Here is a 12,808-nt window from a genome sequence, read left to right on the forward strand (position 1 = left end):
GTGAAATATGGAAACTATTATGATGTCGACATCCAAAATAAAACAATCGAGAGCCCGCTCTCTATCAATAGGAAGTTTGATGATTTTCTTACTTCTAACAGGGTTATATTTGTATTTTCTTCATACAGGCGCTGCTAAAGTATGGCTTGAATCCATCCGGCATCTAGGTGTTTTTGGTGTCATTTTAGGTATTTTGATCCAAACAGTTGTCAATGTAATACCGGCACCAGGGGAATTTGTCTCCCTTTTCCTTATCGAGATATATGGACCATTTGCAGGTGGATTCTATTCTTGGATTGGCGGGATAGCAGGTGCCGTCCTTGCGTATTATCTTTCTGATTGGATTGCACGTCCAATCATTGAACCAATGGCTAAACCATATCTGGAAAAAATCGACCGATGGCTGCGAAAACGAGGCGATATAGGGCTTTTGTTGATCCGTTTCGTTCCATTGGTCCCGTATCATTTCATCAATTATGCAGCAGGTATATTGGGCGTGAGTAAAAAGGGATTTCTATGGACGACGGCCTTAGGGATATTGCCTTATACCATATCAGTTAGCTGCCTATTTGCTGGCGTTCGTTACGGAAGATTCCTTCCGTTTATTGTGGGCGGTGGATTTTTTATCTTGTCATCTATCTTAAGTATCGTTCTAAGGAGAAAAATGGATTAAGGCTTTTTCTGTAAAACTTAATAGAAAGGAGAAAACAAAGAATGGTTAAGATTATTCTTCTGCTTTGTTTCATATTAGCACTGTACTGGTTAATTCCATTTATTCTTTCTGCCGGTTTTAGCATTGGAGTATTAAAACGGAAAGAGACTTCAGAAAAGATCGCATTTACTTTCGATGACGGTCCAAATCGTATTTTCACTCCGCAGTTATTGGATTTGTTAAAAAAATATAATATCAAAGCAACATTTTTTGTCCTTGGTTCTAAAGCGGAAAAATACCCGGAGTTAATTGCGAGAATGCATGAAGAAGGGCATTTAATCGGAATGCACAATTACGTTCATAAATCCAACTGGGTGATGGGTCCATGGACAATCCGGAAGCAATTAGGGAAGACTGCTGCCATCATTGAAAACATTACCGGGGAACGTCCAATTTATTATCGTCCGCCATGGGGATTATTAAACTTATTTGATTTTTTCCTAATGAAAAAGTATAAAATGATCCACTGGTCAGTAATGGCAGAAGACTGGCGCAGTAAAGGCGGCAGCGAGAAGATTAAAACTAGATTGATACGGGATATAAAGAATGGGGATGTCGTTCTTCTGCACGATTGTGGGGAAACGTTTGGAGCAGATCAAGATGCTCCGGCCAATACAATTGATGCATTAAAAGATGTTTTTAAAGAACTATCATCTCAGGGTAAATCCTGTGTAAGAATCGATGAATTGTAGACAAGTATAGTTTGTTAAAAGGAAATCATAGCTTCTGATTTTTAGGCGATTCCGGTAATTAATATAAATTAGAACAGGAGTGAAACACTTGAAAAAAATTAGTATGGAAAGTTCATCGTTAAGCAGTGAGATGTTGAATAAGGTTCCACAGGTCACGATATTCTTTTGGATTATTAAAATTATGGCTACAACAGTTGGAGAGACAGCAGCGGATTTCCTAAACTTTAATTTGCACTGGGGTTTGACAAATACGACGTTAGTCATGACTGTTTTATTGGTCATCACTTTGTTATTTCAGTTTAAATCCAGCAGATATGTGCCGGCGATATACTGGCTAGTGGTGGTGCTAATCAGCGTGGTAGGGACTCTGGTGACCGATAATCTTACGGATAACTTAGGAGTTCCTTTACAAACGTCCACCATCAGCTTCGCTATCTTGTTGATCTTAACCTTTACCGTTTGGTTCGTTAGTGAAAGGACTCTATCAATTCACTCTATCTTTACGACGAAGCGAGAAGCCTTTTATTGGTTGACGATTCTGTTTACCTTTGCTTTAGGTACAGCTGCCGGTGATCTTTTATCAGAGGATATGAATTTAGGTTACTTTAATTCTGGACTGATATTTGCAGCAATGATTGCGCTAATAACTGTTGCGTACTATTTCTTCAAGTTAAATGCTGTGTTAGCCTTCTGGCTTGCCTATATTTTGACACGCCCTTTCGGTGCCTCTCTTGGTGACTTTTTGTCACAATCACATAAGCACGGCGGACTCGGATTAGGTACTACAGGAACGAGCGCAATCTTCCTGGTTATCATTCTTTGCTTGGTCATCTACCTAACCAAAACAAGAATAGATGAGAGTGGACAGAAAAAATCAGAATAAGGAAGCATCACTTTCTTAAAAAAAGGTAGGTATTATATGTCACATTTTATCCAATCCATCTTTGATTTGCTTTCAGGTCTAGGTTATTTTGGAATTACTCTTGGTTTAATGGTAGAGGTAATTCCCAGTGAAATTGTATTAGCCTATGGGGGGTATTTAATTTCTGTTGGAAAGCTCTCACTCATAGGAGCGGTAGTTGCCGGGACAATTGGAGGTATCATTGCTCAATGGTTTTTATATTGGTTGGGCAAGTATGGCGGGAGACCTATTCTAGATAAATATGGAAAGTATTTGTTGATTAAATCTTATCATTTAGATGTCGCTCAACAATGGTTCCTAAAATATGGGTCAGGAGTTATCTTTACAGCACGCTTCATCCCTGTCGTGAGACATGCCATTTCCATTCCTGCAGGTATTGCCCGGATGTCATTTGCGCGGTTTAGCATTTATACTACGGCAGCGATTATTCCATGGACGATACTTTTTCTTTATTTAGGGATGACACTGGGATCAAAATGGAACCAAATTAACAAGGCTGCAAGTCCATATGTTACACCTGTCATTATCATAGCCGTGGTTTTCACCATATGCTATGCCCTTTATAAATGGAAAAATAAAAAGATAAATACAAACTAGATCAATATAAAGTAAGTCGTTTAACAATTTTATAGACTATTAATTAAGAGGATGTCTCATTATTAATTTTGAGACATCTATTTATTTTGTTGAGAAAACTTCTTAGTAAATTTCTCTATAAATTAAAAAATCCTTGAAATAGAAAACTGCTGAATTACTTGCATACAAATCACTTGTATACAAATGAATTTGAATGTGTTATATTCTTACTAATCAGAAAGTTCGAAATAGTAATAATGGAGGTGGATTATGGAAAAAGTCGATATCTGTGTTCATTTTCTACTAGGAAAAGCATTGCAAAAGGTGAACCAAGTGAGTAAATCCAAACTATCATCCTACGGTGTGACACCTGTTCAATATGCACTGCTTCGTCAGCTGTGGAGAAAGGATGGACAATTTGGTTTTGAATTAGCCGAAAGACTTCAATTAGACAGCGCAACCATCACAGGGATCATCGACCGCTTGGAACAAAACGGGTTTATTGATCGACGTGTTGATCCGAATGATCGGCGAAACAAGCTAGTTTTTCTAACAGATAAAGGGAGGTCGATGGAGGTTCCATTATGTCAGAAAATGGATGAGATGAATGAAGAAGTGATGTCAGACTTAAGTGATGTAGAGATTCAACAATTTAAAAAAATACTTTATGATATTGGCATCAAGAATAAGTAATGCAGGAAAAAGACTATTCGCAAAGGATGGTGACAACTTGAACGATAGAATTATTATACCCTTATGGGCAATTGGCTCGTTTTTGGTCCTTATGAACACAACAATGTTTAACGTTGCCCTCCCAACCATCATACACGAGCTGCACATATCTGCCGGTGAGGGTTCCTGGATTGTCTCGGGGTATTCCATTGTGTTTGCTTTGTCCACTGTCATCTTTAGCCGATTATCCGATTATGTGTCAATCCGAAAGCTGCTGTTTGTTGGTTTGACCCTGCTTGGCGCGGCATCCGTAATGGGTTTTTTCGCACATAGTTTCGGGATTCTAATGGCTGCCCGTTTAGTTCAGGCAAGTGGTGCCGGTGCCGTGCCGGGATTAGGTATTGTCCTGGCAAGCCGTTACGTGCCGTTCGAGCGCCGTGGACGGGCCATTACCATTATCGCCTCCGGGTCTTCTTTGGCTTTTGCGTTAGGACCCGTGATTGGTGGAGTGATTACACAGTTTATGGGCTGGAATGGACTGTTTCTAATCACCAGCCTGGTCATACCTTTGGTTCCGGTCCTGTGGAGGCTGCTGCCACAAGAAATCCATACAGAATTCAACTTTGATATCCCTGGTGCCGCCCTTACAGCCATTGTTGTGGTATCAATATTGATTAGCGTCATGCAATTATCCATATGGTTCCTGCTGCTTAGCTTCGGTGCACTCGTAGCGAACATTTGGCACTTACGCAAGGTAAAAAATCCATTTGTACCCCCCAACTTGTTTCATCATCATGGTTACCGCAAACTCCTGGTTGTTAGTTTTTGTGCATTTATACTGAATATGTCAATGATTTTTATGCTGCCCCTACTGTTGGCCGATTGGTTTCATATGTCTGCTGGCACCGTTGGGCTGATGATGTGTCCTGGCTCACTGTTAGCTGCTCTATTAATCAGGAAAGTTGGCCGCTGGATTGACCAGTATGGAAATTACCGCTTCCTCATAATCGGGCATTTTTTCCTGGCTGCAAGTATGATTTTGATGACGCTGCTGGTTCAGGTATCGCCTTACATCGTCATGATCGGCTATATCATATTCGCCCCTGCTCTTTCAACGGTATTATCCGCTTTGTCGAATGAAGTTTCGCGAATATTGGCCAAAGACCAAATCGGTTCTGGAATGGGCTTAAGCCAACTTAGCCAATTCTTCGGAGGATCGTTAGCTGTCGCAGTATGTGGTGTATTAATCAGCTGGCAAACGAATAAACCACTCATTACCGGATTTCAGAATATCTATTTGCTGTTAATTGTCGTTCTTCTGGGATCAATCTCTATACTAATCTGGTATGGAAAGCGGGCCCATAAAGGAGAAATCAATATTCAAGTTTAATAGAATCTGATCATAAAAATAATTTTGGAAGGTGAATATTATGAGTCGCTTAGAAGGTATGAAGAAAATGATAACTGGTGAAGTACCTATTGCACCGGTTGCGGAAGTCCTTGGGTTTCAAGTGGTAGAGGTGGAAGAAGGCAGAGTTGTGATTGAAATGGAAGCTTCTGAACGGTTACATAACCCAATGGGGACACTGCACGGCGGGATTCTGTGTGACATTGCGGATGCTGCGATGGGATATGCTTTTGTCACAACGCTGGCCGACGACGAATTATTTACGACAGTCGAAATTAAATTTAATTTCCTTAAACCAATTTTTAAATCGAAGCTTCGTGCAGAAGGGAAACTCATTAAGAAAGGCTCTACAGTGGGATTGCTGGAATGTCATGTATATGATGAAAAAGGGAGTCTAGTGGGGCATTCTACTAGTACATGCATGATATTAAAAGGTAATCCTGAACGAAAGAGAGTTCAGCTAAAATAAATAGGACATCATTATAAAATGTAAAGAGAGAAGGAGTGCCTTCTCTTTTTTTATTTTTCAGAAGAAGTTTACATATTTACTTGTAATTATCATAATTGTTATATAATTAAAACAATTACATCATGTATATAAGCGAGGGGAAATGATTGGGCAAAAGATTGAAAAAGCCACGGCTCCTAACACAAATGATTGTGTTTATTTCTATTATAATTCTAATCATGATTGTATCCGTAAGTGCCCTCTTTTCCTCTATGATTGATGATATGATTAAAACTTCATTAGGAAACCAGGCTATGGCGGTAGCAAAGATGACAGCTCAAAAGGGACAAATTATCAATGCTTTTAAGGATTCGAATCCTTCTTTAACCATCCAGCCTATTGCAGAAGAAATACGTAAAGCCACAGGTGCCGGCTATGTCGTAATTGGGAATAAAGAAAATATACGGTATTCTCACCATATCACAAAATATATTGGAAAACCCATGGGTACCAGCAACAAACAAGTATTTGAAAATAGCGCTTCGATTATATACGAAGGAACTGGCATTTCAGGAAAGGCAATCAAAGCAAAAACCCCTATTTATAATGAGGACGGAGAAATAATCGGCGTATCGTCAGTTGGTTTCTTAACCTCTGAAGTTGAGGGGAAAATACATAGCTACCGGATTAAGTTACTTCAGTCTGCCATTTTTATTTTGTTAGTTGGGGTAGCAGGGGCTGTCATTATTTCAAAGAGGATAAAAAAATTAATTTTTAACCTCGAGCCAGAAGAAATAACCTATTTGTTTGAAGAAAAAGAAGCGACCTTAGAATCTATTAAAGATGCTACCGTTGCAGTCAATAAAGACGGTGAAGTAACCTCTATCAATAAACGGGCAAGAGAGCTGCTGAAACACGGTCGCCTTGAGAAGGGGATGAGAATCGAGCATAGCCGTTTAAACGCGCTGATAGAATCGGTAATGGAAAAACAACAAAATACCTTAAATCACAAAATAATCTTCGGCGATCAGCTCTATTTAGTAGACGCCTCCCCCATACTAGAGAAACAAAGAACACGGGGAGCGGTATTAACAATTCGCCCTGTATCTGAAATAGAGGAAATTATCGATGAAGTTTCTAAAGTTCAAAATGTTTCAGACCATATTCGTTCCCAAAATCATGAGTATCTAAATAAATTAAATACTATTTACGGATTGATTACCCTTGAACAGTATGAAGAGGCAAGGAACCTTATTTCAGACGAAGTTAAAGAACGCCAGGATATTGTGGTTTTCTTAACTTCTTCGGTTAAAGATCCTTTTATTGCAGCATGTTTACTCGGAAAAATAAATCGATCAAAGGAATTGAAGGTTGATTTAGAAATCGATAAAGACAGCAACCTGGAGAGTATCCCTGCTGCATTGAATACGAAACTATTGGTTTCGATACTTGGTAATCTGATAGATAATGCCATGGAGGCAGCCGTACGGGCACATTCTTATGGGGCTTCTGTGAAAGTTTCGTTCACAGATATTGGAAGCGATATCATTTTTGATATAGAAGACAATGGCAACGGTATTCCGGAAGAATGGCAGGATCTGATTTTTAATCAAGGATTTACGACAAAAGAAGGAGAAAATCACGGCTTGGGACTAGCCATTGTTAATAATGCGTTAAATCAACTGGATGGGGAGATTTTTATTTCCATTAGTGATTCAGGCGGGGCTCGATTTACCATCGTTCTACCAAAAGGCAACTATGAGAGGGGTGTTATAAATGAATGAGGGGCTAATCAAAGTAATGATTGTAGAAGATGATGAAACAGCTGCAAAAATCTATGAAAAATTTACTGATAAAGCAGAAGGTTTTCTAGTAGTTGCCATTGCAAATACAGGGAGACAGGCACTTGATATGCTTAATATTTTTACTCCCGACCTCATTTTGCTAGATGTTTTTCTACCTGACATAAATGGGATTGATTTATTATGGGAGATTAGAAAGAAACTGAGAAGCGTGGACGTCATTATGATTACAGCTGCTAATGATGTTGGTACTGTAAGTGAAGCCATCAGGGGAGGAGCATTCAGTTACATACTTAAACCTATTATGATAAACAAGTTTTTTGAGGCTATGGAACAATTCAAGGAAACTAGAGAAAAACTAGTGAATTTAACCATTGTCGAACAGGAAGATGTGAATGATTTTTTTAGGGTAAAAAAAACACGGGAAGAGCCTTTTACCCGGGAGGAATTACCTGGATTACTGCCAAAGGGCATTGACAAACATACATTAAAAAAAGTGAGGCAGCAAATAGGGGAAATAAATGAAAACATCAATGCAGAAGAATTTTCAAAAATGATTGGAGCCAGCCATTCTACTGGCAGAAGATATCTTGAGTATTTGGTTTCAATCAATGAATTAGAAGTGGAAGTCATCTACGGGACTATAGGGCGTCCTGAAAGGAGATATAGGAGGAAGTAATCTGGTCATTTTTTCTTTGCCAAAACTTATCTATTAACAAAAAACCCGATTAGGCAGAGTAAGCCTTAATCGGGTTCTTTTAACTTATTCACTTTTTTCAAGCATTACCATCCATTCATCAATTTCAAAGGAATCTATAGTGTTCTCTGAATATTTAATAGAAAAATAATGTTTAATATTGTCGTTAGCGGATAGTAGATACTGATCAACTTCCTTTACCTGCTCCTCAGAAGAAGTTGTCCGCACTACCCATTCTTTATAATCAAACCTTTTTTTACGGAGATTTTCTTGAATTTTTTTAAATCCCGCTTGTTTAAACCATGTTTCCCATTCGTTTAAGGAGTAGCTTCGTACGTGGCTGTTATCCCTCGTTTTTTCCAAATGATTCACAAACTCATCTAATTCCTTATCAGCAGGAGAGACATTATCAATAAGGACGAACTTTCCGCCCGGTTTTAATACTCTTGCAGCCTCCCTAACAAAGATGTCCGGGTTTGGGAAGTGATGGGCAGCAATACGGCAAACTGCTGCATCAAAGGTTTGGTCTAAAAAGGGCAGAGCTTCTGCGTCTGCAGTTACAAAGAAAATATTAGGCCCGGAATCCGCTAAATGAGACCTAGTATTATTAAGCATGTCGTATGTTAAATCGGTTGCAAATACATATGCTCCATGAGGGGCAAGTGCTTTGGCCGCATGGCCGCCTCCAGTTGCAATATCTAAAACCGTCGCATCAGAAGGCAGCTCGAGCCACTTAGGTAAAAGCAAAAGGTCAGCCCCTTTTGAATGTGTGCTGCTGGTGACATATTTATCGGCATTGGTTCCAAATTGTTTCTGCACTGTTTTTTTTACCTGATCCGATTGTTCCTTCACTGGTTCTTCCTCCTTAACAAAATTGAAAAGGCGGGAATAGTCGATCTTTTCCCGCACATAGAGCTCTCTTAAAAGTAAAACCCCAATAATTATCTATTTTACCATATTTAGTGAGGTTAAGATCTCTTTAACTAACTTTTCCTGTTCCTTTAAGAAGGCAGCAAAATCACTGGAATTCTTATAGCCATCTTCCCATCCATTGGTTTCTAATACTTGTTTCCATTCAGAAGTTTGGCTCATTTTAGTTAATGTTTTATTCCAGTAGTCCACAGCATAATCAGGCATGTCTTTAGGGCCGAAAAGTCCGCGCCAGATCGTAAACTCAGCGTCTATTCCTTCTTCCTTATAAGTAGGGATATCCGCATAAAGTCCTTTTAATCTCTGAGGAGAGGAGACACCGAGCACTCTGACTCTCCCGGCCTTTAGATATTCCCCCGTTCCAGAAATATCAGTGGCAAGAACATCTGCGTTCCCTCCGATTAACGCGGTCATTGCTTCTCCACCTCCGTCATAGGACACATATTTGATCTTGGTCGCATCCACACCTGCTTTTACAGCAGGGAGCATCGCCACTAAATGATCCTGTGAACCAGGCGCCGAGCCGCCGGCCAATGTCAGACTGCTAGGGTTTTTCTTTAAATCTTCAAAGAGTGACTTCAGGTCCTTATATTTTGAATCTGCGGGGACAACAATCGCTCCATAGTCTTTTGTTAATTGTGCTAATGGAGTTAGGTCCCTATAGGAGTAAGGGCTGTTTCCTTCCTTTTTAAGATTGTTGATTAACAATGGAACAGATGGAAGATAGAGTCGATAAGGATCTTTAGAATCTTGGCCGACAAAATCAGCAAGACCTACGGCTTGTCCTCCGCCAGGTTTGTTTTCAACAGACAAAGCTGTTTTAGATAGGCCTGTTTCCTGCAAAACTTTAGAGAGAGCACGGGCAGTTGTATCAAGACCACCGCCGGCACCAGAAGGGGCAGTAACAACAATTGGCTTTTCAGGATATGCTTTGTTACTGTTATCCTTGCTTTCTTTTGATGAAGTTGATGATCCACTACATGCAGCCAAGCTGAAAATCAATGCTGCGCTGGCAAAAAGGCTGCCCAATTTTCTGAATCTAGTATTCGATACCATGTATTTTCCCCCTTGTAAATATGTTGAAGACGCTTTCAACACGAATCTTACCACTGAGAGAAAAATGTGAACATATTGTGAACATTTATAACATTATTTTCATAATTATCACAGAATTCTAGTGGAACCTATGAAAAATATGAATTTAATGCAAATAATAAATTTAATAAGCGAATGGAAGAATAGAATACTTTGAACAATGGGGCTTTGCTGGAAAAATGAGCAAAGCCTTTATCCATGTGAGGATTGTTGGAGGTCAATCGTAGCGGACTTGATCTTCTCCTTCAACAATTAACTCCAATTCTGTTAAAAAGTTGAGTTGGAGCGGTGCGGGTAAACGCTCGATCATCTCACTGATTTCAGGAAGATTTTCTGCATCATCGATAGTGGCTGGTGGTTGATCCAACTGCTGATACCAAATCTTTAATTCGTCAATAAACTCATAAAAATGTCTTTCAAACCGTTCGGCACATTCTTCGCTTTCATCCTCTAAAGCGTTCTTCATCATTTCCCAATCCAGAAGGGCCGCCTCCAATTTCTCGTAAACACGAATTATCACATCATCACTCCTCGGCTTTTAGTATTTAAGGAAAAGCTGGCAGAAAACGTTCCTCGAACAAATACCTACTATGGTTTTGAGTATACAGAAGCAAACCTATTAAGACAAAGGATTTGTCACGTATTATGACTATTGGTCTAATTCGTAATACTCAAGTCATATGCATGATTATAACGGAATTGAGGTGGGGTAATGAATGCAGTTGTGTACACAAAGTACTGCACTCCCGATGTTCTTAATTATCGAGGCTGGAAAAATCGCACAGTTATTTATAAAAATTTCAAATTAAGTGAAATTAAGGAAGCATTCAAGTGTTTTGAACAAGGTCATGCTCAAGGTAAGGTAGTTATTACAATTTGAAAACTATTAATTAAAGAATGCACCGCTTTTGCGGTGCTCAGGCTGTCGAGAAACCCTCGGCAGCCTCTATTTTTATTCGCATTCTTTAACAATTCACCGCGTTAATTTGTTATAATATTATTAATACATAGATTTTTCAACATGTCTGTTGATTTGCGCTCCAGGCACTTCGCTTTCCGCGGGCGTGCCGGGGAGCCTCCTCGGCGCAAGCGCCTGTGGGGTCTCCCCCTGCCCCGTACTCCCGCAGGAGTCTTCGTGCCTTCCGCGCAAATCAACAGGTGTTAATAAAAAGACCTGCAACTCAACCAATAAATAATAAAATAAGTGGTGAAATCAATGTTAAAGCCAAAAGAGTCTAGCCAAAGTGAATACGAATTTGTTTCTATCGATGAATTAGTTCCAGACAACCACCTTCTTCTCTTGATTGATAAATATATAGATTTTTCATTTCTTTTAGAAAAAGTTCGTCCATTTTATAGTGAGGATAACGGCCGCCCATCTGATCCACTAATTCTTTTTAAAATGATGTTTATTGGATACCTTTTTGGTATTCGATCTGAAAGACAACTAGAAAGAGAAATTAAAATGAACATTGCCTACTGGTGGTTTTTAGGTTTAAAATTCCACGATCCGGTTCAACATCATTCTACGATCAGTTGGAATCGCCAACATCGTTTCAAGGTTATCAATACGGAAATTGATACCGATATATTTCAGGAAATATTTGATGAGATTGTTCTGCAGGCAATGAACCACAAAATGGTTGGAGGACGAGTTTTATTTACGGATTCTACTCATTTAAAGGCAAACGCCAATAATCATAAGTTTACAAAGGAAGAGGTAGAAGTTGAAACTCGCGAATATCTTGAGGATCTTAATAAAGCTATAGAAGAGGATAGAATTAATCATGGAAAAAAGCCGTTAAAGGAAAAAGAGGAAGTGAAAGAGACAAAAGAAATTCGGGTAAGCACAACAGATCCTGAATGTGGTTTTATGTCCCGTGAAAATAAGCAGGAAATGTTCTGTTATCTTGATCATCGGACTACAGACATGAAGTTCAATATCATTACTGATGTCTATGTCACTCCCGGTAATGTTCATGATTCCGTTCCTTACCTGAATCGATTGGACCGTCAGGTCCAACGGTTTGGTTTTATGGTTGAAGCTGTTGCTTTAGATTCAGGCTATCTCACTAATCCTATTTGTAAGGGACTTTCGGATAGTAATATATTTGGTGTTATTGCCCATAGTAGATTCCATCCTACTACCGGCTTATTCCTTAAATGGAAATTTACATATGACAAAGAACGGGATCTTTATATTTGTCCTAATAATCAAGAATTACCCTACAAGACAACAACCCGAGAGGGCTATAGAGAATACAAATCAGATTCAAAGAAATGTGAAAGCTGTCCGTTTTTATCCCAATGCACCCGATCAAAAAATAAAGTGAAAGTTGTCACCCGACATGTATGGGAGGAGCACAAAGAGAAGGTAAGAATAAATCGCTTATCTAAATCAGGAAAAGAGCTTTATAAATTTAGAAAGGAAAAAATTGAGCGAAGCTTCGCAGACTCAAAAGAGCTGCACGGGCTTCGCTATTGCCGGTTACGGGGGATAAAAAAAGCAAGTGAGCAGGCCCTTCTTACTGCAGCTTGTCAGAACATGAAAAAGATTGCAACACACTTATTCAGACTGGAAAAAGTGTGTTGCAATTCTTTAGTTTGATAATCTCCCTGTTGATTGGAGCGGAAGGTGCGCAGACTCCTGCGGGAGTACGGGACAGGGGAGACCCCACAGGCGCGGAACGCGCCGAGGAGGCCCCCCGAACCGCCCGCGGAAAGCGAAGCACCTGGAGCGGAAATCAACAGGCCCATTAGCAGGGACAATTTTTCATAAAAATGAATTTCGGATTCTGATAAAATAAAAAATTGCCGAGAAAAATATACTTTCTCGACAATCTGAAAAGCGAAG

General features: G+C 39.5%; 14 protein-coding genes. 11 read left to right on the plus strand and 3 right to left on the minus strand.

The window, feature by feature from the left end; translation table 11 throughout:
- The first annotated feature begins 7 nt into the window (after positions 1–7).
- From KHA99_RS18875 to KHA99_RS18915, 9 genes are all read left to right on the plus strand, one after another.
- Positions 8–673, plus strand: a complete 666-nt coding sequence (locus KHA99_RS18875) for a TVP38/TMEM64 family protein (protein ID WP_213119050.1) — start codon at positions 8–10, stop codon at positions 671–673.
- A 41-nt stretch (positions 674–714) separates the two neighbouring features.
- On the plus strand, positions 715–1,404 hold the full coding sequence (locus tag KHA99_RS18880) for a polysaccharide deacetylase family protein (RefSeq protein WP_213119051.1): 690 nt from the start codon (positions 715–717) through the stop codon (positions 1,402–1,404).
- 103 nt (positions 1,405–1,507) lie between these two features.
- Positions 1,508–2,287 (plus strand): COG4705 family protein, encoded by a 780-nt coding sequence (locus KHA99_RS18885; protein WP_213119749.1) that lies wholly within the window; start codon positions 1,508–1,510, stop codon positions 2,285–2,287.
- Between the two features lie 36 nt (positions 2,288–2,323).
- Positions 2,324–2,923 (plus strand): undecaprenyl phosphate transporter UptA, encoded by a 600-nt coding sequence (gene uptA / locus KHA99_RS18890; protein WP_213119052.1) that lies wholly within the window; start codon positions 2,324–2,326, stop codon positions 2,921–2,923.
- A gap of 249 nt (positions 2,924–3,172) precedes the next feature.
- Complete coding sequence (locus tag KHA99_RS18895) at positions 3,173–3,595, plus strand: MarR family winged helix-turn-helix transcriptional regulator (protein ID WP_213119053.1); 423 nt, start codon at positions 3,173–3,175, stop codon at positions 3,593–3,595.
- Between the two features lie 37 nt (positions 3,596–3,632).
- Complete coding sequence (locus tag KHA99_RS18900; RefSeq protein WP_249366775.1) at positions 3,633–4,964, plus strand: MFS transporter; 1,332 nt, start codon at positions 3,633–3,635, stop codon at positions 4,962–4,964.
- A gap of 40 nt (positions 4,965–5,004) precedes the next feature.
- A complete protein-coding gene (locus KHA99_RS18905) occupies positions 5,005–5,451 on the plus strand; it encodes a PaaI family thioesterase (RefSeq protein WP_213119055.1) in 447 nt (148 codons plus the stop codon).
- Positions 5,452–5,597: 146 nt separating this feature from the next.
- Complete coding sequence (locus KHA99_RS18910; protein WP_249366776.1) at positions 5,598–7,214, plus strand: ATP-binding protein; 1,617 nt, start codon at positions 5,598–5,600, stop codon at positions 7,212–7,214.
- Entirely contained in the window at positions 7,207–7,911 is a 705-nt protein-coding gene (locus KHA99_RS18915) for a response regulator (protein WP_213119056.1), read from the plus strand. The genes KHA99_RS18910 and KHA99_RS18915 overlap by 8 nt, the downstream gene beginning before the upstream one ends.
- A gap of 84 nt (positions 7,912–7,995) precedes the next feature.
- On the opposite strand, the gene KHA99_RS18920 is transcribed toward KHA99_RS18915, so the two are convergent.
- The 3 genes from KHA99_RS18920 to KHA99_RS18930 all read right to left on the minus strand — a co-directional run bounded on the left by KHA99_RS18920 (position 7,996) and on the right by KHA99_RS18930 (position 10,474).
- Entirely contained in the window at positions 7,996–8,781 is a 786-nt protein-coding gene (locus KHA99_RS18920; RefSeq protein WP_213119057.1) for a class I SAM-dependent methyltransferase, read from the minus strand.
- A gap of 93 nt (positions 8,782–8,874) precedes the next feature.
- Positions 8,875–9,915, minus strand: coding sequence for a tripartite tricarboxylate transporter substrate binding protein (locus KHA99_RS18925; RefSeq protein WP_213119058.1), 1,041 nt, complete (start codon positions 9,913–9,915; stop codon positions 8,875–8,877).
- 256 nt (positions 9,916–10,171) lie between these two features.
- Positions 10,172–10,474 (minus strand): hypothetical protein, encoded by a 303-nt coding sequence (locus KHA99_RS18930; protein WP_213119059.1) that lies wholly within the window; start codon positions 10,472–10,474, stop codon positions 10,172–10,174.
- 192 nt (positions 10,475–10,666) lie between these two features.
- On the opposite strand from KHA99_RS18930, the gene KHA99_RS18935 reads away from it, so the two are divergent.
- Together KHA99_RS18935 and KHA99_RS18940 are read left to right on the plus strand one after the other, a co-directional pair.
- Positions 10,667–10,834: a zinc-binding dehydrogenase gene (locus tag KHA99_RS18935; RefSeq protein WP_213119060.1), complete on the plus strand. Its 168-nt coding sequence runs from the start codon at positions 10,667–10,669 to the stop codon at positions 10,832–10,834.
- Positions 10,835–11,170: 336 nt separating this feature from the next.
- Entirely contained in the window at positions 11,171–12,562 is a 1,392-nt protein-coding gene (locus tag KHA99_RS18940; RefSeq protein ID WP_213119061.1) for an IS1182 family transposase, read from the plus strand.
- The last annotated feature ends 246 nt before the right edge of the window (positions 12,563–12,808 follow it).

Origin of the sequence: Neobacillus rhizophilus (genome assembly GCF_018343535.1) — a bacterium.
GTDB lineage: Bacteria > Bacillota > Bacilli > Bacillales > Cytobacillaceae > Neobacillus > Neobacillus rhizophilus.

What these genes read in the sequence shown, in the direction of transcription:
- KHA99_RS18875 (WP_213119050.1), top strand. Translation starts at nt 8, where the DNA reads ATGGAAACTATTATGATGTCGACATCCAAAATAAAACAATCGAGAGCC.
- KHA99_RS18880 (WP_213119051.1), top strand. Translation starts at nt 715, where the DNA reads ATGGTTAAGATTATTCTTCTGCTTTGTTTCATATTAGCACTGTACTGG.
- KHA99_RS18885 (WP_213119749.1), top strand. Translation starts at nt 1,508, where the DNA reads ATGGAAAGTTCATCGTTAAGCAGTGAGATGTTGAATAAGGTTCCACAG.
- uptA (WP_213119052.1), top strand. Translation starts at nt 2,324, where the DNA reads ATGTCACATTTTATCCAATCCATCTTTGATTTGCTTTCAGGTCTAGGT.
- KHA99_RS18895 (WP_213119053.1), top strand. Translation starts at nt 3,173, where the DNA reads ATGGAAAAAGTCGATATCTGTGTTCATTTTCTACTAGGAAAAGCATTG.
- KHA99_RS18905 (WP_213119055.1), top strand. Translation starts at nt 5,005, where the DNA reads ATGAGTCGCTTAGAAGGTATGAAGAAAATGATAACTGGTGAAGTACCT.
- KHA99_RS18915 (WP_213119056.1), top strand. Translation starts at nt 7,207, where the DNA reads ATGAATGAGGGGCTAATCAAAGTAATGATTGTAGAAGATGATGAAACA.
- KHA99_RS18925 (WP_213119058.1), bottom strand. Translation starts at nt 9,915, where the DNA reads ATGGTATCGAATACTAGATTCAGAAAATTGGGCAGCCTTTTTGCCAGC.
- KHA99_RS18935 (WP_213119060.1), top strand. Translation starts at nt 10,667, where the DNA reads ATGAATGCAGTTGTGTACACAAAGTACTGCACTCCCGATGTTCTTAAT.
- KHA99_RS18940 (WP_213119061.1), top strand. Translation starts at nt 11,171, where the DNA reads ATGTTAAAGCCAAAAGAGTCTAGCCAAAGTGAATACGAATTTGTTTCT.